Source organism: Kiloniella majae, assembly GCF_002118315.1.
In the GTDB taxonomy this organism is placed as follows: domain Bacteria; phylum Pseudomonadota; class Alphaproteobacteria; order Kiloniellales; family Kiloniellaceae; genus Kiloniella; species Kiloniella majae.
This window is the reverse complement of sequence record NZ_MTSZ01000009.1, coordinates 23785-49511: the sequence shown is the minus strand read 5'-3', so window position 1 is coordinate 49511 and position 25727 is coordinate 23785. Positions and strand designations below refer to the sequence as shown.

The window sequence follows — 25727 nt, the reverse complement described above, 5'->3', positions numbered from 1 at the left end:
TTAAAGATTATAAGTCAAGAATAATATCGGCTGGTGAGGAGTTATTATTTACAAAATTGGCATTGGGAATATCGTTGGACAAAGCACGTTTGGTTGCCTCTTCTTTAGTCAAACCATGATCCAACCATCTCTTGATTAAACGCTTTTCAAGCATTTCTATTGGTACTTTTAGGAAAATACTCAAATCAACAAAGTTGTTTATTTTATGCCACGGGTTATCCTTTAGCAGAAGGTAGTTACCTTCCATCAAAATTAAGCCATGACTTTTGCGAATATGTTTGGCATTCGGAATTGAACAATCCAGTTCTCTATCAAAAACCGGAATAGTTAGTTCGGTATCTTTTTTATATATTTGCTGGATATCCGATAGAAAACTTTCGACATCAAAAGTCGCAGGAGCTCCTTTTCTTGATAGTAATCCCTTTCGTTCCAGGATTGAATTATCAAGGTGATATCCATCCATAGGCATCACGACGGCTTCTTCCCGACTAATTTGGTTATTGATTAAGTCACAAAGAGTGTCACTCAGCGTTGATTTGCCAGATCCTGGCGGTCCTGCAATAGAAATCACAAGACGTCCACGATCTCTATTCAACTTAAGAATATAGACGGCGAGTTCTTCTGCCGAATGCATTATAATGCTCACGCAACCAGCTCTTTTGGCGGCTCTTTAGCCCCCGTCATGAAGGCAACAGCATCAGACATCGTGTATTCTTTTGGATTGATCACACATAATCGGCGTCCGAGACGGTGGATATGAATTCTATCTGCTATTTCAAAAACATGTGGCATGTTATGAGAAATCAATACAATCGGAATACCCCGGGATTTCACATCCTTTATCAATTCCAGAACACGACGGGATTCTTTCACGCCTAATGCAGCGGTTGGTTCATCCATAATGATAACCTTAGAACCAAAAGCAGCAGCACGGGCCACGGCTATTCCCTGTCGTTGCCCACCGGACAAGGTCTCAACGGCTTGGGAGATATCCTGAATAGTCATGAGACCGAGCTCGCTCAGTTTCTCACGTGCAATTCTATTCATTTCTCGCCGATCCAGCTTTCGAAAAAGCGATCCCATTACCCCTTTCTGCCGGAGTTCACGCCCCAGGAACAGGTTATCTGCGATGGAAAGCGCCGGAGACAAAGCCAGGTTTTGATAAACGGTTTCAATCCCTGCATCGCGCGCAGCCATTGGAGATGGAAAACGTACAGGCTCTCCATCCAAATCAATTTGCCCCTCATCCAATTGAACGGCACCCGACATCGCTTTGATCAGAGATGATTTACCTGCCCCGTTATCGCCAATAACAGCCAGAATTTCACCGGGATATAGATCAAAATCAGCGTGATCCAGTGCCGTCACCCGGCCATATCGTTTCACGAGACCTTTTGCTGAAAGTACAGGTTTCATTGTTTCTGTCATGACGATAATTTCCTGATCCACTGGTCAATCGCAACCGCAATGATAATCAACCAACCAATGGCAAAGACCTGCCAGAGAACATCTACACCGGAAAGGCGTAACCCGGATTGAAAAACACCAACGATCAAAGCCCCAATCAAAGGCCCCATAATTGATCCACGTCCACCAAAAAGCGAAACACCGCCGATTACAACGGCTGTAATGGATTGCAAGTTACCTTCAAAAAAACTCTGCGGGGAAACAGAGCCAACTCTGCCAATAGATGCCCAGGCACCGACAGCACAAATCAGGCCAGCAACCATGTAAACCGACACGAGTGTTCTATCCGTACGAATACCTGCAAGCTCAGCAGCTTCTTTATCATCCCCCACAGCATAGACATGTCGCCCCCAAGCCGTTCTGTTCAAGCAATACCAGAGCACGCAAAAGACAACCATCATCAAGATGGTACCGTAGGTTAGCTGAGCACCAAAAAATACGATGCGTTCACCAAACCATTTTAACAGAGGCGCCGTGCTATCAATATCTTGCCCCCGAATTGATTGTGCACCGGAATACCAGAGGTTCAGCGCATAAAAAATATTCCATGTACCCAAGGTAACAATAAAGGGGGGAAGCTTTAATAACGTGATCAATTTTCCATTGAGGTAGCCACAAAAAGTACCAACAGCAAAGCCCAGCGGGATGGCAAGGTAAATAGGGATACCGTAAACAACGGCAAAACGCCCCATAACAACCGATGTCAAAACCATGATTGCAGCAACAGATAAATCAATACCTGCGGTCAAAATAATTAAACTCTGCCCTGCAGCGAGAATGCCAATAATCGATACCTGCTGCATAATAAGAGATAGATTAAAGGGATGAAAAAATTTGGTTCCCGCAACCAAACCAAAAACAACGATGCTCATCGCCAAAACAATGACAGGCACCATTGTTGGATTACGGTGAAAGAAATGTTGAATATGATTTATAAATGACCTGTCGTGCTCTTCGAAAGAGGCCGGACCGTCCTTGTTATCGGGTAAAGCGTGTTCGTAGTTTTTTGTCATGAAGGCATTGCTATCGTGAATAATTAATAGGGCCATTTATCTGTAACAGCGCAAACCGTTAGCAGAAGTCATTATCAAGTAATTTAAACAATAATATCCCTCGAAAAGTAAAAAGGGGAAAACTAAAAAGAAGAAAATGGGAAAAGAGCAGGACTGGTAATCAAACCAGCCCTGTCCTTCGTAGGAAAACTAGCCCCAGCACTTTCCAAGGCCAGCTTTGGAATCAATACTTTCAACCCCTTTAACAGGCTCATCCGTAATTAACTGCACACCTGTATCGTAGAAATCCAGACCCGGAGTATTTTCAGGTTTTTTTCCTGTATCGGCCCAAGCTTTGATCGCTTCAACACCTTTTGATGCCATGAGCAACGGGAATTGCATTGATGTTGCGCCAATAACGCCTTCTTTGACATTTTGAACACCTGGGCACCCGCCATCAACAGAAACAATCAAAACGTCCTTTTCACGGCCAACGGCTTTTAAAGCTTCATACGCCCCCGCTGCGGATGGTTCATTGATAGTATAAACCAGATTGATTTCAGGATCTTTCTGCAGAAGGTTTTCCATGGCTTTACGCCCGCCCTCTTCATTACCCTGCGTAATATCATTACCGACAATACGTGGATCATCTTCGTCGCCAATGTCTTTTGGGTCTTTAACATCAACGCCAAAACCTGTCAGAAATCCCTGATCACGTAAATAATCAACAGAAACTTCGGACACATTGAGATCCAACAGGGCTATTTTTGCATTCGCAGCATCGCTGCCCATTTTTGCTTTGGCCCATTCACCAATCAGAACACCCGCTTTAAAGTTATCAGTCGCGAACGTTGCATCGGCTGTATCCGCTGGCTCAAAAGGTGTATCCAGAGCAATAACAAGCAATCCGTTATCACGCGCCTGCTTTACTGCTGGCGCAAGAGCAACAGAGTCCGACGGCGTAATCAGAATACCTTTTGCGCCAGATGCAATACAGGTTTCAATTGCCGCAACTTGCGTTTCAACGTCACCATCAATCTTTCCGGCAAAGGTTTGCAGATCAATACCATTTTTTTCTGCCCCGGAAAGTGCCCCTTCTTTCATTTTGACAAAAAATGGATTTGTATCAGTCTTGGTAATCAAACAGGCACTTACGTTATCGGCAAGTGTTGGTGATACGCTCATTGCACCACAGGCAACGGCCCCCATAAGTCCATATTTCAAAGAATTGAGTTTCATGACAATTCTTCCTCCCTTTATATAAAAATTATTCATTTCTGTAGAAATGTTTCAGACCATTTATCTGGCCTTTTCATTCGGCTTAATTCAATTCCAACACCATAAAAGTTCAAGTGTCAATAAATAAATCACTCTTATTTATTTATTGACCATAGTGAAATTATTCATGATATTAATCGCAATAAAAGCGTGTGACGTCATTATTTTCACGACATTTCACCCTGATAAAACAAAGGTCAAAATATTGGGTTCGGGTCAAGAAACGAAAAATATTAATGAGTTAGATCAACCGCTAAAAGGATCTAACCAAAGTAATATGAGAGCTTATAACGAACGCCTCGTGCTCTCGCTTGTGCGTCGTAATGGACAGCTTCCCAAAATGAAACTTGCACAGATGACAGGATTATCTGCACAAACTGTATCTGTCATTATGCGATCATTAGAGGCCGATGGATTACTTATAAAGGGCGAGCCTGTACGCGGAAAAGTTGGCCAGCCATCGGTCCCCCTTTCTCTTAATCCTGATGGTGTGTGTTTTTTGGGTTTAAAAATAGGTCGACGCAGTTCGGAGCTGATCCTTGTCGATTTTTTAGGACGAGTGAAGCAAAAGGTAATACACACCTACCCTTTTCCTGAACCTGATGACATTGAAAAGTTTGCCCTTAAATCTATCAAAAAATTTGAGACCGATTTAGGAGAAAACGCACCCAAAATTTCTGGCCTGGGTATCGCAATACCATTTGAATTATGGAATTGGGCTGAGGCCATTGGCACATCAATTGATAGGATGGAAAACTGGAAAACATATGACATACAGACGGTATTAAGTCAGAGCTGTTCCTACCCTGTTTATGTGCAAAATGACGCAACAGCCGCCTGTGGTGCTGAATTGGCTTTTGGAACAAACCAAAATAAACGCGACTTTGCATACTTCTACATCGGCACCTTCATCGGTGGAGGTTTGGTTATCAACGGTAGCCTTTTCATAGGAAAAAACGGGAATGCCGGTGCCTTGGGCTCCATGCTGATCAGTGACAAGAACGGTCATACCAGACAGCTAATTGACGAAGCCTCAATCGTCACCTTCGAGAAACAGTTGCTCGAGGCCAATATAGATCCCTCTCCGCTATGGACTACAGAAAATGGCTGGCAAACTTTCGATGAGAAAATTTCTCCCTGGATAGAATGTGTTGCAAATGGCTTGGCCCAGGCGATCATTTCAACCACAGCATTGATTGATCAGGAAGCAACGGTAATTGATGGGGCCTTTCCGGAATACGTTCGTCATCGCATCGTCAAAGCCACCCAAGAAGTTTTGAAAAACTACAATCAACAGGGGATCGAACAGCCGATTATCTGTGAAGGATCACTCGGAACAGTCGCCCGTGCCTTAGGTGGCGCAAGTCTTCCTTTGTTTGATCGCTATCTTGTTGATCAAAATACATCTCTTAATCAATAACCCTATTAAAACTAACGAGAACTCAAAAATGCAACGCTCAGAAGTCAATGAAATTCTTGCTCAATCAGACAGTTTCATCAAATCCCACGGGTATATCCTGCCCCCCTTTGCGTATTTCACTCCTCAGGACATGCAAACACGTAAAGAAGAACTAACAGGCATCACAAAGGCCCGTATGGGGTGGGATATTACTGACTACGGTCAGGGAAAGTTTGATGAACTCGGGTTATTTCTCTTTACCGTCAGAAACGGATTTGCAGAGGATCTGGAAACTGGCAAAGGTATGCTCTATGCCGAAAAAATTATGATTTCTCGCAAAGATCAAATTTCTCCTATGCACCGTCATAATATCAAAGCAGAAGATATTATTAACCGGGGCGGTGGCGATCTTGTCCTTGAGCTTTTTATGTCTGATCCTAACGGTGATATTGATGAAGAAGCGGAAGTTGTCGTTCCCTGTGATGGCATTAACAGAAAGCTTAAAGCTGGTGGCCTTTTAAAATTGGCACCGGGCGAGAGTGTTACCCTCCTGCCTGGCGTTTGGCACGCCTTCTGGGGGGAAAGAGCAGATGTTCTCATCGGAGAAGTCTCAACAGTAAATGACGATCTAACTGATAATGTCTTCCAAGCAAAGATAGGACGTTTCTCTCAAATAGAAGAAAACGAAGCTCCTCAACATCTACTGGTTTCTGATTACGATAAATGGATGAAATAACCCATGATCATTTGCTGTGGCGAAGCCCTTATTGACATGTTGCCTTTGGAAATTTCCTCGAAAAAGGAACAAAAAGGAACCGCCTATCAACCTGTTTCGGGTGGTGCAATCTTCAATACTGCCATCGCTCTGGGACGTCTGGGCACTAAAACAGGGTTCTGCGGGGGAATTTCAACTGACCTCTTTGGTGAACAGCTTTGCCACTCACTCTCGGAATCAAACGTTGATTACAGTTACTCCTATCGACAGGAAGCACCAACAACCTTGTCCTTTGTAAAGTTTACAGACGGGCAAGCCAGCTATGCCTTTTATGATGAAAATACAGCAGGAAAGTTATTCCAAATAAACAACATAAAAGAAATACCAGCCGATCTAGAGGCCTACCATTTCGGAGCGATCAGCCTCATTCAGGAACCTTGTGGAACATCTATTGAAGAACTGGTTACATCCGCAAAAGATAAGTGCGTACTGTCTTTTGATCCCAATATCCGGACAAGTTTCATCACTGATCCTGATGAGTACCGTCAACGTATCAATCGACTGCTCTCTATTAGCGATATTATTAAAGTCTCTGATGAAGATCTATTATGGCTTTCACCAGAGACTAAACCTGAAGATTTTGCGCAACAACAGTTGCAACAAGGCGCAGCAATCGTTCTTTTTACCGAAGGTTCTCAAGGCGCAACAGTCTTCAGCAAGGACGCAACCTTAAAACTGGAGAGCAAAAAGGTTGAAGTCAAAGACACTATCGGGGCCGGAGACAGCTTTAACGCGGGTTTTCTCTCCAGTTTAAGCGAACAAGGCGTTCTGTCGAAATCTAAGTTAAAGAATTTAACAGAACAGCAACTATCTACCGCGCTGAATAAAGCCAACAAGGTTGCGGCCTTTACAGTCACGCAAAGTGGAGCTGTTCCCCCCTGGAAAGAGGAACTGACCTGAATAATATAGATTAAGAGAGCGGATGTGCACTCTCATTATCAACAAAGAGCTGGACACGTTCACTGGCAAAGTGGGTAATACCAAACTGTATTGCTTTGCCAGTGGCGTCCACATCAACACTTTCAGTAATTAGAACAGGTTTGTTTTTAGCTTGTTGCAGTAATTCTGCCGTACGTTTGCTGGGCATCTGCGCCGTAATTCTTGTATTTTTACGGGTATAGTCATTTAATCCGAAATGTTTGAAAGCCTCTGTCAGAGATTTTGTTTCGGCAAAGACTGTCTCAATTCCCTTAAAACGGAGTGCCGGCAGGTAGCTTATGGAATAGGCCAGTGCGATACCATCTGCATGGCTTACAGCTTCCAATTTAATGACCTTTTCGTCTCTGGCAACCATCAATCTTTTTGCGACTTGCTTTGTTGCCTTTTCCTTTTCGCTGCTTAACAAAGTTTTATCCGGTAGGCGATGACGCCCCGACACAATTTGAGAGAAACGGGTCCGACTTCCTAAGGTGTAATCCATCAGGTTTTCCTGAACAAAAGTTCCCCGCCCTTGTTCGACACGCATCACATTATCTTCTGTAAGTGCAGCAATCGCACTACGCACTGTGTGACGGTTCACACCAAATCTTTTTGCAAGTTCATTTTCTGTCGGCAGTTTATCGCCCGGCTTAAAAACACCCGATGTAATATCCTGAAGCAAAAGACGTCCAATCTGTTTCCAGATTGCTTCACCTTTTTCCCACTCCATCTCATTGTCCTTTAAAGTTCATAAAACTTTCATCAGTCGTCAATTGTCTTCGTTAACGCTTCATTCTATAAATCAAAAAGGTATAGACGTCTAGACAAATTTAATATTTGTCGAAAGGAGATAAAAGTGACCGATGTTTCGGGCCAGAAAGACCAGTTAAACCAGAAAGATACTAATAGTGAGCGACAGAAATGGTTATCTGTTCTGGCTCGTTGCACATTGCAAGATTTACAACACCATTGGAATGAGCTGACAAAATCAGAAGCTGATCTAAACAACCTTCCCTATCGTTTCTTGCGTAAAGCGGAAACCGGATTGGTTATGGTTCGCGGAAGAGCCGGCGGTGACGGGCAGCAATTCAATCTGGGTGAAGTATCCGTAACACGCTGTACTGTGTGCCTTGATAGCGACCACATTGGATACGCGTACATCCGAGGCAGGGATCATAAGAAGGCGGAACTGGTCGCTGTACTGGACGCCCTACTCCAGACAAATCGCTGGTCACAAAAAATACGGGAGATTTTTGTTACACCACTGGCATCTGCTCAGGAAAAAGCAAAACTAGACCGTAAATCACAAATTGCGACTTCCAAGGTAGATTTCTTCACTATGGTACGAGGAGAAGACGCGTGATGGACTTCCAAACAAATTCTCTTTCTACGCAAGATATTGGTCAAACAACTCTTCCCGGTTTCGATAATCCTGTTTTTGATGCCACGGTAATTTTCAGAACAATTCTGGATGCGATGTCTCACCCCGGAACTGTTATAGAAACACCGATCAAATGTGAAAGTCCAAGCAAGCTGAATTCATCTGCAGCGTCTGTTCTGTTGGCTCTTGCAGACATGGATACGACAATTTGGCTTTCTCCAGAAACAGAGTGCTCAAATGTTGCTGATTATTTGAGATTCCATACCGGATGTTCGCTAACAAAGAATTCGAACCATTGTGACTTCGCCGTTCTTAATGGCACGGAAGGTCCAGATCAGATTGCTAACTTGCCAATTGGTACAGCTGAAAATCCTGATCGTTCCGCAACGCTTATCATTGCCGTTGATCATTTCAATGCTGAACAAAAAGCTGTCTTGAGCGGACCAGGCATCAAAACCACAAGCGAACTGTCTCCTTCTCCCCTCAATTCAAAGCTTTGGGGATGGATGAAGGATAACAGAAACTACTTCCCTTGCGGCATTGACGTCATTTTTGCCTCTCCCACTCATATTTGCGCCCTTCCCCGTTCTTCAGAAATGGACATTTAAAATGTATGTAGCTGTAAAAGGTGGCGAGAAAGCGATCAAAAACGCACACCGTCTTCTCGCAGAAAAACGACGCGGTCCAAAAGAAATACCAGAACTATCCATTACACAGATAAAAGAACAGCTCAGTCTGTCTGTATCCCGTGTCATGGCCGAGGGATCATTGTTTGATGAAGATCTCGCCGCTTTGGCCATCAAGCAGGCTCGTGGAGATTTAATAGAAGCAATCTTCTTAATTCGTGCCTACAGAACCACATTACCTCGCTTGGCCTATAGCCTTCCAATCAGAACTGACAAAATGAACGTGGAACGCAGGGTTTCGGCTACCTATAAAGACTTACCTGGTGGGCAAATCCTTGGTCCAACCTTTGATTACACACACCGTCTTCTTGATTTTGATCTAATGGAAGCCTCTGACGATGATCTGTCCGAAGAAGTTTCGACAGATGCTGAGGGCCTGAAAACTGAGAAAACCACTCAACCATCCGATACAGGAATGCCAAGGGTCTTGGGGGGACTTTTAAATAATGAGGGTCTTATTCAGGCGGAAACTCTACCCGAAAATGAAGAAGAACATCCTGTGGGCGATTTAACCCGTGAACCACTGGAGTTTCCTGTGGATCGCGATCAAAGATTACAAAATCTTGCCCGGGGAGATGAAGGTTTTATCCTGTCACTTGGTTATTCAACACAACGCGGATACGCCCGAAACCATGCCTTTGTCGGCGAAATCAGATTAGGAACTGTTTCAATCGAAATCCAACCACCAGAGTTGGGATTTGCAATTGATATTGGCGATCTGGAAATAACCGAGTGCGAAACAGTTAACCAGTTTCAGGGTTCAAAAACAGAACCACCACAGTTTACACGCGGATATGGTCTGGTTTTCGGTCAAAACGAACGTAAAGCCATTTCAATGGCGCTGGTCGATCGTGCTCTACGCGCCAAGGAAATGGGCGAAGACATCGTCGCTCCGGCTCAGGATGAAGAATTCGTTATGTCCCATAGCGATAATATTCAGGCAACGGGTTTTGTCGAACATATCAAGCTCCCTCATTACGTAGATTTCCAGGCCGAGCTGGGACTGGTTCGTCGCATGCGCGAAGAGCAACAAACCCCATCGACACAACAGTCACAAACACAACAGGCGGCAGAGTAAAACGATGTCTCAAAGTACAACTGCATCGTCCTATAACTACGCATATCTGGACGAACAAACTAAACGCATGATCCGCCGGGCACTTCTGAAAGCTGTGGCTATTCCGGGCTATCAGGTTCCTTTCGCCGGTCGGGAAATGCCGATGCCCTATGGGTGGGGAACAGGTGGTGTACAGGTGACAGCAACCGTCATCGGCCCCTCGGACACATTAAAAGTAATCGACCAGGGCAGTGACGACACAACCAATGCTGTCAGTATCAGGCAGTTTTTTGAAAAAACTGCAGATATCGACACGACCGAAAAAACCAAGGACGCAACTGTTATCCAAACGCGTCACAGAATTCCTGAAGAAACGTTAACAGAGGGGCAAATTCTGGTCTATCAGGTGCCAATTCCTGAACCTCTTCGTTTTCTGGAACCCCGAGAAACAGAAACCCGCAAGATGCATGCCTTGGAAGAATACGGTCTTATGCACGTCAAGCTATATGAAGACATTTCCCGTCATGGCCATATCGCAACGACCTATGCTTATCCGGTAAAGGTAAATGGCCGTTATGTCATGGACCCGTCTCCTACCCCCAAATTCGATAATCCCAAAATGGATAATTGTGCTGCACTTCAACTGTTCGGTGCTGGTCGTGAAAAACGGATTTATGCCATCCCCCCATACACCAAGGTACAAAGCCTGGATTTTGAAGATCATCCCTTTGAAATTCAATCCTGGGATCAGGACTGTGCCCTCTGCGGATCAACAGATAGCTTCCTGGACGAAGTCATTCTGGATGATAAAGGCAATCGTATGTTTGTCTGTTCCGACAGCGATTATTGTCAGAGCAGGCAAGATGGTTCCATGCCTTCGTCAGTGGAACACACCCTATCCCAAGCTTCCCAGATGCAATCCGTAAATTCAGAGGCATCAAAATGACTTCCTCAAATCAAACGTTATCACCTGAACAGACACTCTTGAGTGTAAAAGATCTGACCATGATGTATGGCAGCCGGATTGGATGCCAGAACATATCATTTGACCTTCGTCCCGGCGAGGTTCTTGGAATTGTCGGGGAGTCCGGATCAGGAAAATCTACTCTTCTCAACTGTATTTCCGCTCAGCTGAAGCCAACCTTTGGTTCCGTTAGCTATCACACCCGTCATGATGGATCACAAGACCTTTTTGCTGATATGAGTGAGCCTGAACGCCGCTTTCTTATGCGGACGGATTGGGCCTTTGTTCATCAAAACCCTCGTGATGGCCTTAGAATGGGTGTCAGTGCAGGTGCCAACATTGGTGAAAGGCTAATGGCCGTTGGCTGGCGTCACTATGGAAACATTCGTGACACTGCGACTGACTGGCTTGGTAAGGTTGAAATATCGACAGAGCGTCTGGATGATCTTCCGTCGACCTTTTCCGGTGGTATGCAGCAAAGACTGCAAATTGCACGTAACCTTGTCACCGCCCCTCGCCTGGTTTTTATGGATGAGCCAACTGGCGGCCTGGATGTTTCCGTACAAGCAAAGCTCCTCGATCTGCTGCGTGGTCTTGTACAGAACCTCGGACTTTCCGTTGTTATCGTTACCCATGATCTCGCCGTCGCACGATTATTATCTCACCGCCTCATGGTGATGAAAAACGGACACGTTGTTGAAAGTGGCTTAACGGATCAGGTTCTTGATGATCCGCAAGACCCCTACACACAGCTCCTTGTTTCATCGATATTGCAATCTTAAGGACATGAATATGTCAAAAATGATTAACGTGGAAAATGTCGCAAAACATTTTACTCTCCACAATCAGGCAAGCATGACAATCCCAGTATTTGAAGGAATTTCTTTCTTCTTAAATCAGGGTGAGTGCGTTGCGCTAACCGGTGAATCAGGTTCAGGTAAGAGTACTTTTATGCGCATGCTATATGCCAACTACATATGCAACAAAGGAAGTATTCATATCCGCCACAATGATGAGTTGGTTGATATTGTCAAAGCAGATCCACATCAAATTCTGGATGTAAGGAAGCGCACCCTTGGGTATGTCAGTCAATTTTTGCGTGTTATTCCCAGAGTTCCAACGATCGAAATTGTTGCTGAACCTCTGATTGCTCTCGGACAGGATAAAGAGCAGGCCATTACGAAGGCACAAGACATTTTGGCCCGTTTGAGAATACCTGAACGCTTGTGGAGTTTATCACCCCTGACGTTTTCTGGCGGAGAACAACAGCGGGTTAATATTGCTCGTGGGTTTATCGCAGATTACCCGATCCTGTTACTCGATGAACCAACAGCTTCTCTTGATGCCGTCAACAGACAAACCGTTCTGGACCTTATTGAACAGGCGAAAGAAAGAGGGTGCGCTATTTTGGGCATTTTTCACGATCAGGAAGCCAGAGAAGCGGTTTGTTCCAGAACCTTTGATGTCACCCAATTTCAGAGTGTTTAGAGATGAATGAAAAAGTCTTCACGAATGCAAAAGTCGTTCTTGCGAACGAAGTTGTCCATGGATCTTTAAAGATTGCCAATGGCAAGATTGAAGATATTTCAACAAGAAACACATCCATATCCAGTGCGCTGGATCTTGATGGTGATCTCTTGCTACCCGGGTTGGTAGAGCTGCACACCGACAACCTTGAAAAGCATATGACGCCTCGTCCCAAGACTGAGTGGCCATCTGTTGCTGCGGTTGTCAGTCATGACAGTCAAGTTGCCAGTGCAGGGATTACGACTGTCTTTGACGCCATAGCAGTGGGTGATGTGAACGAAGGAAGCAGCCGGGTTAAACGATTGGAAGAAATGGTCGGTAGTCTGGTTCACGCCAATCGCGAAAACCTGCTTCGTGCTGATCATCTGATACATTTGAGGTGTGAGGTCAGTTACGCGGATATGGCCCCTGCTTTGGATAAGCTATCAAAAAATAACCTGGTTCGAATGTTGTCCGTTATGGATCACACCCCCGGACAAAGACAGTTTGTTTCTCTTGATGCCTATTACATTTATTATCAGGGAAAATATGGTCTGAGTGATGGCGAGATGGAGAAATTCATTTCTGACAGGCGACTTGATCAGGAAAAATATAGCCAAAAGAACCGCAAATACGTTGTTGGTACAGCCCATGATAATGGCTTTGCCCTTGCCAGTCATGACGATGCAACGGAAACACATGTGGAAGAAGCTGTATCTGATGGTATGACGGTTGCTGAATTTCCAACCACACTCGAAGCAGCCAGAAGTTCACATAATTCCGGCTTGGCCGTTATGATGGGCGGACCCAATGTGGTCCGGGGTAAATCTCATTCTGGTAACATTTCTGCAGGTGAATTGGCTAAAGAAGGGTATCTGGATATTATTTCTAGTGATTACATCCCGCATAGCCTGCTGCATGCCGCTATGTTGCTCTATGAAGATTTTGACGCCTACGACCTGCCCAAATCTATTCAAACGGTGACAAAGACACCAGCAGAACGCGTTGGCTTAACTGACCGAGGTGAAATTGCCTTGGGAAAACGCGCAGATCTTATTCATGTCCACCACTCGCACCACCACCCTGTTGTCAGAGGGGTATGGCGCGAAGGAAACAGGGTTTCTTAAAATGGAAACAGGTTGGCTTTATCTTGTAGTTGGACCTAGCGGCGCAGGCAAAGACACCTTGCTTGATGCCGCTCGTCAACGCTTTGGCAATACAACAAGCGTTATTTTCCCAAGGCGATCAATTACCCGCCCCACAAATGCTGGTGGTGAAAATCATTTGGGCCTTTCAGTCGAGGAATTTACCCGAAAAAAAAGGGCGGGTATTTTTGCCCTTTCATGGGATGCACATGATTTGAAGTATGGCATTCCCAGATCTATCAATGACGAATTGTCCGAAGGTAAATGTGTTGTTGTCAATGTATCCCGGAGCGTTTTAAACGAAGCCCGTAGCGAATACCCGAACCTGAGAATAATCTCGATCACAGTCGACCCCGATATTCTTTCGCAACGATTACACGCCCGTGGACGGGAAAGTGAAGCAGATATTCAAAAAAGGTTAGAACGTGCCAAGTCATATCGCGTACGAGGTGATGATGTGATTGAAATTGATAACAGCGGTGCACTTGAAGACGCGATTACAAACTTTGTTATGGCGATTGAAAATCCTTATTTACAGACCAGCCATCCTTACCGGTATAGTGAATCGCCAACGCTACGAGGTTAGGTAAAATCAGTCACCAGTTGAAAGTTGATAACGGGAGATTTCTTCAAATTTCCCGCCTTTTCCGGGGTCGCCAAAAAGAGCGATCTCATCAATAACAAATGCCTCCTCACACAAGCTTTCGCAATGCTTTTCAAGTAGAGCCTGATATTTGATTAAGTCCATTCCATCAAGCTTATCACTCAACGTCAGATGGAACCGAAACTCTTCCATCACAAAAGGGTATCCCCACCGAAGAAGTAGTTCTTCCTGAACAGACGTAAGGCCAGCCTGTCGTCTGCGATCCAGTTCTTGCTTGCTGGGTGCTAATCTAAAATTATCAAAAGTTCTGATGCATTGCTCGGCAAGATCTGGAATATGATTCTCAGGATCATCAGGGACAAGTGCAAGAAACTTTCCTATAGATCTTATAGAGAGAGGTCCACAGATAATCGGACGAGCTTTTGTCACAAAGGATTTTAGCGATTTATCTAACGACTCTAAACTGCGATTTTTCCGTAACTTAAAGGGTGACCTTAATGTTCCATGAAAAGCATATCGCCCCGCTCCTCGCGTGATATACTCAATTTCTTGAGCAGCCATCCCCTCAACGTTTGGCCTTGGAATAGCTTCATGAGAAACAGGATTATAACCAAACCAGGCATTACCAAATTGTCCCAGTTTACTGTCTAATCGCGGCGCATAATAAATTGCATAGCGTTCATAAACCATGACTTGTCCTATAATTCTGGCAAAGATTGGCTACAGTTCAGGATCATACTTCAAGCAAAATTCATCAATGGTAAGCGTCCTGAAGTCCTTTAAACGGTCCGTCAGAAGGTCATGCCCCCAATCCCACCACTTGATACGTAAAAGAGCCTTTTGAATAGGCTTCTCAAAACGTGAACGAATTTCAACTGCGGGAACCCCCGCAACTATCGAGTAAGGCGTGACATCTTTCGTAACAACAGCCCCGGAACCAATCACAGAGCCGGTACCAATACGAACACCGCCTTTGACAATTGCGCCGTGACCGATCCACACATCATGATCAACATGAACAGGAGACGAGCGACGCCAATCAAAAAAATTCGCATCATCATCCCCCATATCATAAGCATCGCTGCGATATTGAAAGTGATGCATACTGGCACGATCCATGGGATGTTGCCCAGGATTAAGCCGGACAAAAGCTGCAATATTTACAAACTTTCCAATCTGACTATAGATAATATCGCTGTTATTCACGACATAGCTATAATCATCCAGTTTGCTTTCTACAATCTTGGTTCCCTCCCCAACCTCAGTCCATTGCCCCAAATGACTATCCAATACGACAGCGCTATCAGCAACAGTCGGTTGTTCGGAAAGTTGTTTTTTTGCATGAGGTTGGGTTTGGAAGTACATCTTTTAGATAACCATTTTTCTTAGGCGTTGGGATAGAACATCCAAAAGGCTGACAGATATGATAATCAGAATAATAACGGCTGCGGTTTCTGCATAATAGAAGCCACGAATGTTTTCCCACAAAACCATACCAATACCACCAGCTCCAACAATCCCCAGAACCGTTGCGGAACGAACATTGGATTCAAAACGATACAGCGAATAGGAAATCCATAACGGAAGAACCTGTGGAATGACACCAAAGATGACTTCCTGCAGGCCAGTTGCGCCTGTTGCTCTAATTCCCTCAACGGGGCTTGGGTCAATCGCTTCGACAGCTTCAGAGAATAATTTTGCCAAAACACCTGTTGTATGTATCCACAAGGCAAGAACACCTGCAAATGGTCCAAGGCCAACAGCAACAACAAAGAGCATGGCAAACACCATTTCATTAATTGCGCGGGCTGCATCCATAAGGCGACGAACAGGCTGATAAACCCACCAGGGTACAATATTTTCTGAACACAAAATGCCGAAGGGGATTGAACATACGATACTCAGAGCAGTTCCCCAGATGGCAATCTGAATTGTAATCCAGATTTCTTCGACATACATTTTCCATTGCGACATATCCGGCGGGAAAAAACCAGAGGCAAACTGGCTCATGTTCTCTGCGTTTTCAATCAGATCCCAAGGCCTCATATCAGCCCCTTCCCATGACATCGCAAGTAATGCAAAAAAGACAGCCCACATAACCAGGCTACCAATGGACCGCTTCAAATCATGAGCAGGAATTTCGATGGATTTTTGAGTTTCTGAAAGATTAGACATCGGAAAAAATCTTATATTGATGAAAGGAAGAACTGTTCTTATGAACAGAAAAACGGTGCTCTAAGAGAGCACCGTTTTTGCATTGTCACTGCTTATTGTGCAGCAACCAGAACTTTCAGATCAGAAAGTTTGTTGTTAATCGCCAGTAGCCTTTTTTCTTTATCATCAGCGGCCAGACCTTCGTTACCTTCGATCTTTAGCTTATTTTTGAACAGAGCCAACTGACGCACAGGATATAGCTGTGTGTTGTTGCTTTCCATGAACAGTCCCTGACCATCAGAGATGCCACCCAAGACTTCTTTAGCATGGGCAACATCACCAAGACGACCATAGCTAAGGAAGAAGGCTTTAATACGAGACTTAAGCTCCTTGGACATATCTTTGCGGTAAACCATCGGGTCAGATGGAATCAATGGAGATGTCCAGATCACTTTGATTTTTGAAGCAGCTTCAGGCGCTTTTTTCATAGAGCGGCCAAGTTGCTCTGAATTGTTTGCAGCAACATGAACCTGTTTGTTGGCTGTTGCCATCAGGTTTGTTTCGTGGTTTGCATTACGAACAGTTTTGAAACATTCTTTTGGATTAACACCATTCTGGGCAAACACATAGTATGAAGGAACCAGGAAACCAGACGTAGAGTTCGGATCACCAATACCGAAGTTCAAAGACTTGTCACATTTGAAGATATCTTCAAGGCTGTTGATGTCTTTGTTATCTACGTGCGTGATGATGTGTGAATAGTAACCTTGGCTTCCGTCAGCTTTAGATGTCTGTGCGAAAACTTCACCACCAGAGCGATCAACAGCTTCGATACCTGATTTGTTCCCGAACCAAGCCAAATGAACTTTACCAAAGCGCATTGCTTCGATAACACCCGCATAGTCTGGGGCAAAGAAAGGGTTAACCTTCATACCAAGAGCAGTTTCCAGATCCTTCATCAAAGGAACCCACTGTTCTTTCAGGTTAGATGTTGATTCTGTTGAAATGATCCCGAAGTTCAGTTCTGTAGGATCTTTCTCAAGAGGTTTGTAGTTAGTTTCAGCCTGAGCAACACCACCAACAAGTGCTGTTACTGCTACAGCTGCAGAAGCGATTAGTTTGCGAACCATTTTACCTGTTCTCCTAGTTTTAAAGTACATAAATGCCAGATGAATAAGGAACTGCAGATCGTAGCTTTAAGCTACTGCCTGTTCTGGAAGTGATGTCACAACAGGCTCTTCCTGTTGCTCGGAACCTAGCAATTCCAAACTGTCATCACCGTAAAGTTGTTCGAGTAGTTTTGGCGTCAAACGCTTTGAGTCGCCATCAAAAATAATTTCACCGTTCCGCATCGCAATTGTTCGCGGACAATAGCGCAGGGCATAGTCAACCTGGTGCAAAGAAACCAATACGGTTACACCGTCTTCCTTGTTCACATTCTCCAGTGTATCCATCACTTTACGAGCTGATGATGGATCCAGTGAAGCGATTGGCTCATCGGCTAAAATCACCTCTGCACCCTGTGTAATAGCACGCGCAATTGCGGCACGTTGTTGTTGACCACCAGACAAGGTCGATGAGCGCTGTTCAGCAAGGTTATCAATTCCAACACGTGCCAAGGCCTTCATAGCGATCATTTTCTCAGCACGAGTAAAAAGACCTAAGGTGCCTCGCCATCTTGGAATCTGTCCCAAAAGACCAATAAGCACATTCGTCAGGACAGAAAGTCGGTTCACCAGGTTAAATTGTTGGAATACGACACCAACATCAGAACGGGCAGAACGAACCCCACGCCCTAGCTTCCCATTCTCTTGAATGGTTTGATCAAGGACTTCGATTTTACTGTTATCGCTATCGCTTTTCATTAATCCGGAAATATGTCGGATCAGGGTAGATTTACCAGAACCGGATGCGCCAATAAGAGCAACCATTTCGCCCTTATCAATCTGTAGATCCAGTGAATTCAGGGCTTTTTTACCCTTTGTGAAGGTCTTACTCAGACCTGTAACCTTGATCGCAACCATGAAACTTGCACCATAAACGCTTGAATGTTTGTTGATGCAAGTCTGCCGTCTTTGAAAGACTCCTGCGTGATGGTTGTTTTAAGGTTCTGTTAACGTCCTTCTCTTTTCCTGCACAAGAAGGGAAACTTGTCTAGATGAATTCCCTTTCTTTACAGACAACACAGAAAGATCAGTTTCTGGTTTGATAATAGGATCGGGTTTTCTCGATAAAGAGTTCTATAGCTTCATCAGATATATCCATGTGAGTAACCAACCGTATTTTGGGAACTTGAGCACCAATTAAAATGCCTTCCTCGTGAAGGAAATCACACAAAGCCTGATGATGCCCTTCACCCGGGTCCATAAAGACCATATTCGTTTCAACGCTTGATAAATCAATTGATACCTCTGGAATAGACTGTAACCCTTTGGCAAGCTTAGTTGCTTTTTCATGATCTTTGCCAAGTAAAGGTACATTATGTTCCAAAGCATAAAGGCCGCAGGCAGCAAGCACCCCGACCTGACGCATACCGCCACCCAAGAGTTTCCGCATACGCTTTGCAAGCTTTATCAAATGCTCCGATCCACAGAGAACGGATCCAACAGGTGTTCCTAATCCCTTGGAAAGACATATAGAAATTGAATCAACTGGTTCACACAGTTTTTTTAATGACACATTCAAAGCCGTTGCCGCATTGAATATACGTGCACCATCCAAATGAACCGATAGGTCATTCTCATGTGCGACTGTAGCCAAAGAAGCAATACGTTGAGGATCTTGTACGCGCCCGGAAACAGTATTTTCAAGGCACAGTAAACGGCTAATCGGACAGTGAAAATCATCTGGCTTTATCGCATCTTTAATCTGCTGAGGGGCAAGGCCACCTGAATTATCTGTCGGCAACGGAAAAGGAGAAATTCCTCCCAACACTGCGGCACCTCCAGCCTCGTCTATAAAGATATGATATTCATCCCCCGCGATATATTCATCTCCACGACCACAATAGCTCAAAAGAGCTGCGAGGTTACTCTGGGTCCCTGTCGGAAAGAAAAGGGCATTTTCCATACCAGCCATTTCGGCAAGTTTACTTTCAAGCTCGACAACAGTTGGATCATCGTCATAAACATCGTCTCCTACCTTGGCTTGCGCCATGGCATCGTACATCCCCTTGCTTGGTCTTGTGACCGTATCGCTCCGAAAGTCAGCTATCAGTCCCGAATTCGAACCAATCTTATTTTTGCGATCCAACATACTTGAGTACATGCTTAACTCTCCTAGAATACTTTAAAAGTCTTCAAGTTCCCCAATTGGGTACCTTTAAATGCTAAGGCGTGGCCTCTTACCGGGATAACGGACAAGATATACTAAGAGCATTGAATACTCCTTATTCAGAGACATCATGAAGAACTAGAGCAAACGATAAACAGGGCAATAAACTTTGTCACGACAGGAAGTCATTGTTAAAGAAAAAATTTTCACTCTCTCTCATTCAGACAAAAACGTTGAATTAAAATCCAAAAATCAAATAAAACCGTTAGGCAGAATCACCCAAACTGATATTAGATACACAGTCAGAACATTCTTCTTCTGTTCCTATCAAGTGGTAAATACTCAGCATGTGGCAATCAATCAGGTCAATTTCAGCTCTCCTTTTTAGCTTTGCCATGCTTATGCTTGGACAGGGAATGATCAACACATTGTTAGGCCTTCGTAGTCGAATTGAAGGCTTCTCGACAGAGACCACCGGCCTGATCATGACCGGCCAATTTATTGGCATGTTGATTGGCGCCGTTTTTGCCATTCGCGTGATTGCCGCTGTTGGACACATTCGTTCCTTTGCTGCCTTTGCCTCTATCCTCTCGGTTGCCGTTCTGGCCCACGTTTTGTTTACCGATCCTATCTTCTGGTTTTTCCTGCGAATTGTGACCGGTTTTTGTATGGCCGGCATGATTATGGTGGTTGAAAGCTGGGTGAATGAAAAATCCAGCAATGAAAACAGAGGAAAAATTCTCTCCCTCTATATGATTACCAACTATATAGGTTCCGGGACCGGTCAATTTATGATGTTGTTAGGGGACCCCGCCCAATTTCAGCTCTTTGTTATTGGCTCAATGGTCTATTCCTTTGCACTCGTGCCCCTTCTTTTAACCAGAGCAACAGCCCCAACACCAAGCTCGCCAAAACGAATGGCTTTCAAGAAACTCTTTCTGGTTTCACCAGTTGGGGTATTTGGAACTGTATGTGCAGGTATGTCCAACTCTTCTCTTAATAGTATGGGGGCTGTTTTTGGCAAAGATGTCGGCCTTACGATACCTCAGATTTCCACCTTTATGGCGGCCGCGATTTTTGGGGGCATGCTGTTACAGTTTCCCATTGGGCGTATATCGGATCGCTTTGACAGACGTACCGTTCTCATCTTCTCGTCGCTTTTGACAATCGGATCCTGTTTTGCCGTTATCTGGGCAACGGGACAGAGCTTTATTATCCTTATTGCTGCCATTGCGATCTACGGAGGTATGTCCTTTACCATTTACCCGATTTCTGCTTCACAGGTGAATGACATGGCAGATAGAAAAGAGCTTGTTCAAGTCTCTGCCGGTCTTTTGATCGCCTATGGGGTTGGCGCCAGTTTAGGTCCGACTGTTGCGGCACAGTTCATGGCATTTATAGGTCCCGAAGGTATATTTATGTTCTTTGTTCTCAACAATAGCCTATTGGTCATTTTCACCATTGTTCGTATTTTCCAACGTCAAAGACATGTTGAAAGCAAAGCGCCCTTCCTACCGCTGGGTGGCAACGGCATGAGTAGTAAACAGCTCTATACTGCTGCTATCAAAGCGGAGACATCACCCAAAAAAGAAAGTAATTCAGAGTCCTAATGAAGATAAAATCAACTCAAAGACTGACAGGAATTAATTATCTGTTCAAAGAAGATCGGTGGCGCTGCTTATCTTAAACAACGCCACCTCGAAATACTACCTTGACGAGATTTGTTGTGATTTTCCGACCAACACTTCAGCTTGACGAATTGACGCGTAATCGATTAATCGACCATCAAGTGAAACAGCACCCTTCCCTTCACTTTCAGCTTCTGCCATAGCATCCAGAATACGTTTGGCCCGGGCTACTTCTTCATCACTTGGGCTCATCACCTCGTTCGCCAAATCGATCTGGGACGGATGAATAGCCCACTTGCCTTCACAGCCAAGAACCGCAGCACGTTTAGCTGCTGCTTTAAAACCTTCTGGGTCAGAAAAATCCCCAAATGGCCCATCAACAGGGCGTAATCCATTGGCCCGTGCCGCGACAACCATCCGACTAATAGCATAGTGCCACATATCGCCCCAATGGGTGAGACGATCTCCGGACAAATCGGGATCAGTCAAAACGATGTAATCCTTATTTACACCACCTATCATTGTAGTTCTTGCCCGTGTAGATGCTGCGTAATCAGCCACACCAAAATGAAGAGACTCATTGCGACGGCTTGCTGACGCAATTTCGTTTACATTTTGCATACCAAGAGCCGTTTCAATGATGTGCTCAAAACCGATGCGTTTTTGATATCCTTTGGCATCTTCTATTTGGGTAACAAGCATATCAATGGCATAAACATCAGCCGCTGTTCCAACCTTTGGAATCATAATTAGATCAAGGTGTTGACCAGCCTGTTCAACAACATCAACAACATCACGATACATGTAATGGGTATCCAGCCCGTTGATACGAATAGACATGGATTTTCCGGTCCAATCGAGATCATTTAAAGCCTGAATAATATTCTTTCTGGCTTGCTCTTTTTCATCCGGCGCCACAGCATCTTCCAGGTCCAGGAAAATAACATCGGCATCTGACTTTGCTGCCTTTTCAAAGAGTTGAGGCTGACTTCCGGGAACCGCAAGTTCGCTTCTGTTCAGCCTTGCTGGGGCTTGGTCAATTATTTGAAAACTCATTTTTTGGGACATCCTATTCCAAATTTGTAGGTCTAGGAGCGGAATTAACCGGGCAAAACATCTTTGCTGTCAACCATGATTTTTTCCTTCACGTAGTGAAGGATTTTTCCTGGAATTCAATCACTGGATTCTCGAGTAACTTCTTCAGTCCAAAATTTAAGATTGAAACCCAGACTGAACCTCAAGGGAAAACCCCTTAGCCATCCTCTCCACCCGAAGAGCTGACACGTGTCGAATAATAGTATGCTATCGCTTGGGACCTGTTGGTTACAGAGAGTTTTCCAAATAGATTTCTCAAGTGAAACTTCACCGTATTCAGAGAAATATCATGGTCACGAGCGAGTTCTTTGTTGGTTCGTCCCTGAGCCAAAGAAATCAACAAAGCCCGTTCTCGTTTTGTCAGGGAATGCATAGGGTCTTGGCGTAGATCACGCACATCGACAAAGGGAAAAACCATCCCCCCATTGGCAATACTTTCGACCGTATCAAGCAAATATTCAGGTGGTTGTGAGCGCGAGCAATACCCCGCGGCTCCGGCTGCCATGGCTTGCCTTGGAATATCCTGATTATCCCCTTGGGCATAAACAACAATACGCGGTGGTTTTACCTGATTTCGAATAATTTCAATCAAACGTTCGCCGCCCAACATTGGCAAAGACCAGTCAACAACGCCAACGGTGAAAGTTGAAAGTAGCGTGATTTCGAGAAAACTTTCAGCCGATCCTACAGAAGCAACCAGACTAAATCTGGGATCGCGGTCAAAAAATTCAGACAAGGCCGAAAGCATCAACGGGTTGCTATCCGCCAAAGCAACTTTGATCGGCTGTACATCAACCGACAGTGCTTTTCCCACAACCGACATATTTCGTCCTTTCACAACAAAACCTACCCATAAGAATAGTACGTTAAATTGAATTTTGATTAAATACAATTATTAAGGATAGTTTTTTACCTACCTGTTTAGATACTCAAAAGCAGTATTTTAGAGTGTTGTGCCAATTTCAAAATCAGCGTTTCATAATCAAAACTTATCGGTTTGCTTATACCCAGCTCCCGGTTTGTAAAGATACCCTGGTTTGCAAAGGTATCAGGCAAGTTGAACAGAGTGATTTTTGAGAAGGAACGTTCATGGATATCCATGAGTATCAGGCAAAAAGTATCCTTGCGAACTTTGGTGTCGCCATTCCACGCGGAGGCCTCGCCTATAGTCCCGAACAAGCAGCATACCGCGCCCGAGAAATCGGGGGAAACAATTGGGTCGTCAAGGCTCAGGTCCACACAGGTGGTCGCGGTAAAGCTGGTGGTGTTACCTTGTGCGAAAATGAAGAACAGGTGTTTGATGCGGCAAACAAAATGTTCGGAAAACGCCTTGTCACCAATCAGACAGGTCCCGACGGTAAATTTATCTATCGTGTCTATGTCGAAGGTGGTGTTCATATCGAACGAGAAATTTACCTTGGCTTTGTCCTTGATCGTAAATCCGAACGAATTATGGTCGTTGCTTCGGCTTCCGGTGGTATGGAGATCGAAGAAATATCTGAAAGTCACCCAGACAGCATCATTAGATCCATTGTTGAACCTGCTGTTGGGATGCTTGACTTTCAGGCACGGGAAATCGCTTTCAAGCTTGGCGTTGATCCGGCACAAATTCCACAAACAGTGGAAACGATCATTGGTTGCTACCAGGCATTTCGTGAACTTGATGCCACAATGGTAGAGATCAATCCATTGGTGGTAACAAGCGAAGGCGCAATTGTCGCCCTTGATGCCAAGATGACTTTCGACGACAACGCTCTCTTCCGTCATCCTGATATCTCAGAGTTACGGGATAAATCCCAGGAAGATCAACGTGAGTCCCAAGCATCTGATCGAGGCCTGAGTTACGTAGCGCTGGATGGCGAAATTGGATGTATCGTAAATGGCGCCGGACTGGCCATGGCCACAATGGATATCATTGAAGTATCCGGCGGTCGTCCTGCAAACTTTCTGGATATTGGGGGCGGTGCATCACCAGAACGTGTCGCCAAGGCCTTTAACCTTGTCATGGCCGATGACAATGTAAAAGCCATACTCGTGAATATCTTTGCTGGTATTAACCGATGTGATTGGGTTGCCGAAGGTATCGTGCAAGCCCTGCAAAACACCCCTGTTGATGTGCCGGTGATTGTTCGCTTGGCTGGAACAAAGGTAGAAGAAGGCAGAAAGATCCTAGCCAGTAGTGGATTACCGATTATTCGTGCCAGTACTCTGGCCGAAGCAGCAGAGCGTTCTGTAGAAGCATGGCAAAACACAACTAAATCAACTAACAATATCCAAATTCTTGGAGAGGTCGCGTCATGAGCATTCTGTTAAACCGTGACACAAAGGTCCTTGTCAATGGGATTAGCGGTAAAATTGCCCGTTTCCACACAAAGGAAATGATGGATTATGGCACCAATATTGTTGGGGGCGTTGTTCCGGGCAAGGGTGGTGAAATCGTTAACGGTGTTCCCGTTTTTGACACCGTAAAAGATGCCGTAGAACAAACTGGTGCTTCTGCTTCAATTGTATTTGTACCACCACCCTTTGCAGCTGATTCCATAATGGAAGCCGCCGATGCTGGCATTGAATTCTGCGTCTCTGTGACGGACGGTATTCCGGCACAAGATATGATGAGTGTTAAACGTTACATGCGTCGATATCCTAAAACAGAACGTATGCGCTTGACCGGACCAAACTGCTCCGGAACTATAACACCGGGAGAAGCATTACTTGGCATCATGCCAGGTCATATATATCTCCCCGGTTCTGTCGGCATAGTTGGTCGATCCGGAACATTGGGGTATGAAGCCGCATCACAAATGAAGGCTTTGGGCATTGGCGTATCAACAAGTGTCGGGATTGGTGGCGATCCTATCAATGGTAGCTCGTTCAAAGATATTCTAGAGCTGTTTGAGCAAGATCCAAAAACAGAAGCGGTTGTGATGATCGGTGAGATTGGCGGACCACAAGAAGCTGAAGCAGCTGATTTTATCCGAGATCACATGACCAAGCCAGTTATCGCCTATGTTGCGGGGCTAAGTGCTCCCAAAGGACGTACGATGGGTCACGCTGGTGCAATCATCACAGCCTTTGGGGAAAGCGCCAATGAAAAGGTAGGTATCTTGCGCGAAGTCGGTGCTTCGATCGCCCCTGATCCATCTTTAATAGGAACAACGGTTGCTCAGTCCTTATCCAAGGCTTCTTAGACTTGAAAACGATGCTGTGCGTAACTTCTAAAGTTGCGTACAGCTTTTCATTGAAAAATATTAAGTAAATTTAAATAATAAACACCAAAATAACGCTTAAAATAATTTTTTAAAATTAACTAAACAATATCTGAAATAAACATAGAAATAATGATTATAAAAATAAAGATCATTACGAATATTTTCTTATAATCCACCAATACATACGCAACATTAC

General features: G+C 44.7%; 27 protein-coding genes. 14 read left to right on the top strand and 13 right to left on the bottom strand.

Annotation, left to right across the window (positions count from 1 at the left end):
* Positions 1-7: 7 nt before the first annotated feature.
* The 4 genes from BKB51_RS18750 to BKB51_RS18735 all read right to left on the bottom strand — a co-directional run bounded on the left by BKB51_RS18750 (position 8) and on the right by BKB51_RS18735 (position 3698).
* A complete protein-coding gene (locus BKB51_RS18750; RefSeq protein ID WP_198946806.1) occupies positions 8-646 on the bottom strand; it encodes a nucleoside triphosphate hydrolase in 639 nt (212 codons plus the stop codon).
* Positions 643-1428 carry an ATP-binding cassette domain-containing protein gene (locus BKB51_RS18745; protein ID WP_198946805.1) on the bottom strand — a complete coding sequence of 262 codons (786 nt, stop codon included), beginning with the start codon at positions 1426-1428 and terminating at the stop codon, positions 643-645. Before BKB51_RS18745 ends, BKB51_RS18750 begins: the two co-directional genes overlap by 4 nt.
* Complete coding sequence (locus tag BKB51_RS18740; RefSeq protein WP_085902711.1) at positions 1425-2480, bottom strand: ABC transporter permease; 1056 nt, start codon at positions 2478-2480, stop codon at positions 1425-1427. Before BKB51_RS18740 ends, BKB51_RS18745 begins: the two co-directional genes overlap by 4 nt.
* A 189-nt stretch (positions 2481-2669) precedes the next feature.
* Complete coding sequence (locus tag BKB51_RS18735; RefSeq protein WP_085902651.1) at positions 2670-3698, bottom strand: sugar ABC transporter substrate-binding protein; 1029 nt, start codon at positions 3696-3698, stop codon at positions 2670-2672.
* Positions 3699-4014: 316 nt separating this feature from the next.
* Between BKB51_RS18735 and BKB51_RS18730 the strand changes: the two genes are divergently transcribed.
* From BKB51_RS18730 to BKB51_RS18720, 3 genes are read left to right on the top strand one after another with little or no spacing between them, the layout of a single operon-like run.
* Positions 4015-5157, top strand: a complete 1143-nt coding sequence (locus BKB51_RS18730) for an ROK family transcriptional regulator (protein WP_198946804.1) — start codon at positions 4015-4017, stop codon at positions 5155-5157.
* 28 nt (positions 5158-5185) lie between these two features.
* The gene (locus tag BKB51_RS18725; RefSeq protein ID WP_085902649.1) at positions 5186-5872 is read left to right on the top strand and encodes a D-lyxose/D-mannose family sugar isomerase; all 687 of its coding nucleotides are present in this window, start codon (positions 5186-5188) and stop codon (positions 5870-5872) included.
* A 3-nt stretch (positions 5873-5875) separates the two neighbouring features.
* Complete coding sequence (locus tag BKB51_RS18720; protein ID WP_085902648.1) at positions 5876-6811, top strand: carbohydrate kinase family protein; 936 nt, start codon at positions 5876-5878, stop codon at positions 6809-6811.
* A gap of 10 nt (positions 6812-6821) precedes the next feature.
* Here BKB51_RS18720 and phnF read toward each other — a convergent pair whose 3' ends face one another.
* Positions 6822-7559, bottom strand: coding sequence for a phosphonate metabolism transcriptional regulator PhnF (gene phnF, locus BKB51_RS18715; protein ID WP_085902647.1), 738 nt, complete (start codon positions 7557-7559; stop codon positions 6822-6824).
* A gap of 126 nt (positions 7560-7685) precedes the next feature.
* Between phnF and phnG the strand changes: the two genes are divergently transcribed.
* The 8 genes from phnG to phnN are packed head-to-tail and all read left to right on the top strand — an operon-like array spanning position 7686 to position 14154.
* Positions 7686-8192 carry a phosphonate C-P lyase system protein PhnG gene (gene phnG / locus BKB51_RS18710; protein WP_085902646.1) on the top strand — a complete coding sequence of 169 codons (507 nt, stop codon included), beginning with the start codon at positions 7686-7688 and terminating at the stop codon, positions 8190-8192.
* Positions 8192-8818 (top strand): phosphonate C-P lyase system protein PhnH, encoded by a 627-nt coding sequence (gene phnH, locus BKB51_RS18705; protein ID WP_085902645.1) that lies wholly within the window; start codon positions 8192-8194, stop codon positions 8816-8818. The genes phnG and phnH overlap by 1 nt, the downstream gene beginning before the upstream one ends.
* A 1-nt stretch (position 8819) precedes the next feature.
* Positions 8820-9974: a carbon-phosphorus lyase complex subunit gene (locus BKB51_RS18700; protein ID WP_085902644.1), complete on the top strand. Its 1155-nt coding sequence runs from the start codon at positions 8820-8822 to the stop codon at positions 9972-9974.
* 4 nt (positions 9975-9978) lie between these two features.
* A complete protein-coding gene (locus BKB51_RS18695; protein ID WP_085902643.1) occupies positions 9979-10899 on the top strand; it encodes an alpha-D-ribose 1-methylphosphonate 5-phosphate C-P-lyase PhnJ in 921 nt (306 codons plus the stop codon).
* A complete protein-coding gene (gene phnK, locus BKB51_RS18690) occupies positions 10896-11699 on the top strand; it encodes a phosphonate C-P lyase system protein PhnK (protein ID WP_085902642.1) in 804 nt (267 codons plus the stop codon). Before BKB51_RS18695 ends, phnK begins: the two co-directional genes overlap by 4 nt.
* Before the next feature lie 10 nt (positions 11700-11709).
* Positions 11710-12405 carry a phosphonate C-P lyase system protein PhnL gene (gene phnL, locus BKB51_RS18685; RefSeq protein WP_218044088.1) on the top strand — a complete coding sequence of 232 codons (696 nt, stop codon included), beginning with the start codon at positions 11710-11712 and terminating at the stop codon, positions 12403-12405.
* Between the two features lie 2 nt (positions 12406-12407).
* Positions 12408-13550: an alpha-D-ribose 1-methylphosphonate 5-triphosphate diphosphatase gene (locus BKB51_RS18680; RefSeq protein ID WP_085902641.1), complete on the top strand. Its 1143-nt coding sequence runs from the start codon at positions 12408-12410 to the stop codon at positions 13548-13550.
* The gene (gene phnN, locus BKB51_RS18675) at positions 13483-14154 is read left to right on the top strand and encodes a phosphonate metabolism protein/1,5-bisphosphokinase (PRPP-forming) PhnN (protein ID WP_245813306.1); all 672 of its coding nucleotides are present in this window, start codon (positions 13483-13485) and stop codon (positions 14152-14154) included. Before BKB51_RS18680 ends, phnN begins: the two co-directional genes overlap by 68 nt.
* A 6-nt stretch (positions 14155-14160) precedes the next feature.
* Here phnN and BKB51_RS18670 read toward each other — a convergent pair whose 3' ends face one another.
* The 6 genes from BKB51_RS18670 to ltaE form a co-directional block, all read right to left on the bottom strand.
* Positions 14161-14862, bottom strand: a complete 702-nt coding sequence (locus BKB51_RS18670; protein WP_085902639.1) for a DUF1045 domain-containing protein — start codon at positions 14860-14862, stop codon at positions 14161-14163.
* A gap of 30 nt (positions 14863-14892) precedes the next feature.
* Positions 14893-15537, bottom strand: a complete 645-nt coding sequence (locus BKB51_RS18665) for an LbetaH domain-containing protein (protein ID WP_085902638.1) — start codon at positions 15535-15537, stop codon at positions 14893-14895.
* A 3-nt stretch (positions 15538-15540) separates the two neighbouring features.
* Positions 15541-16347 (bottom strand): phosphonate ABC transporter, permease protein PhnE, encoded by an 807-nt coding sequence (gene phnE / locus BKB51_RS18660; protein ID WP_085902637.1) that lies wholly within the window; start codon positions 16345-16347, stop codon positions 15541-15543.
* 92 nt (positions 16348-16439) lie between these two features.
* Entirely contained in the window at positions 16440-17456 is a 1017-nt protein-coding gene (phnD, locus tag BKB51_RS18655; protein WP_085902636.1) for a phosphonate ABC transporter substrate-binding protein, read from the bottom strand.
* Positions 17457-17522: 66 nt separating this feature from the next.
* Positions 17523-18350 carry a phosphonate ABC transporter ATP-binding protein gene (phnC, locus tag BKB51_RS18650; RefSeq protein WP_085902635.1) on the bottom strand — a complete coding sequence of 276 codons (828 nt, stop codon included), beginning with the start codon at positions 18348-18350 and terminating at the stop codon, positions 17523-17525.
* A gap of 169 nt (positions 18351-18519) precedes the next feature.
* Positions 18520-19593 carry a low-specificity L-threonine aldolase gene (ltaE, locus tag BKB51_RS18645; RefSeq protein ID WP_198946803.1) on the bottom strand — a complete coding sequence of 358 codons (1074 nt, stop codon included), beginning with the start codon at positions 19591-19593 and terminating at the stop codon, positions 18520-18522.
* Positions 19594-19946: 353 nt separating this feature from the next.
* Here ltaE and BKB51_RS18640 point away from each other — a divergent pair, with 353 nt between their 5' ends.
* Positions 19947-21209, top strand: a complete 1263-nt coding sequence (locus BKB51_RS18640) for an MFS transporter (RefSeq protein WP_085902634.1) — start codon at positions 19947-19949, stop codon at positions 21207-21209.
* Positions 21210-21305: 96 nt separating this feature from the next.
* Here BKB51_RS18640 and BKB51_RS18635 read toward each other — a convergent pair whose 3' ends face one another.
* Both BKB51_RS18635 and BKB51_RS18630 read right to left on the bottom strand, forming a co-directional pair.
* The gene (locus BKB51_RS18635) at positions 21306-22283 is read right to left on the bottom strand and encodes an HpcH/HpaI aldolase/citrate lyase family protein (RefSeq protein WP_085902707.1); all 978 of its coding nucleotides are present in this window, start codon (positions 22281-22283) and stop codon (positions 21306-21308) included.
* Positions 22284-22479: 196 nt separating this feature from the next.
* Entirely contained in the window at positions 22480-23145 is a 666-nt protein-coding gene (locus BKB51_RS18630; protein WP_085902633.1) for a response regulator transcription factor, read from the bottom strand.
* A gap of 266 nt (positions 23146-23411) precedes the next feature.
* Between BKB51_RS18630 and BKB51_RS18625 the strand changes: the two genes are divergently transcribed.
* Together BKB51_RS18625 and sucD are read left to right on the top strand one after the other, a co-directional pair.
* Positions 23412-24623 (top strand): malate--CoA ligase subunit beta, encoded by a 1212-nt coding sequence (locus BKB51_RS18625; protein WP_085902632.1) that lies wholly within the window; start codon positions 23412-23414, stop codon positions 24621-24623.
* Positions 24620-25510, top strand: a complete 891-nt coding sequence (gene sucD / locus BKB51_RS18620) for a succinate--CoA ligase subunit alpha (protein WP_085902631.1) — start codon at positions 24620-24622, stop codon at positions 25508-25510. The genes BKB51_RS18625 and sucD overlap by 4 nt, the downstream gene beginning before the upstream one ends.
* The last annotated feature ends 217 nt before the right edge of the window (positions 25511-25727 follow it).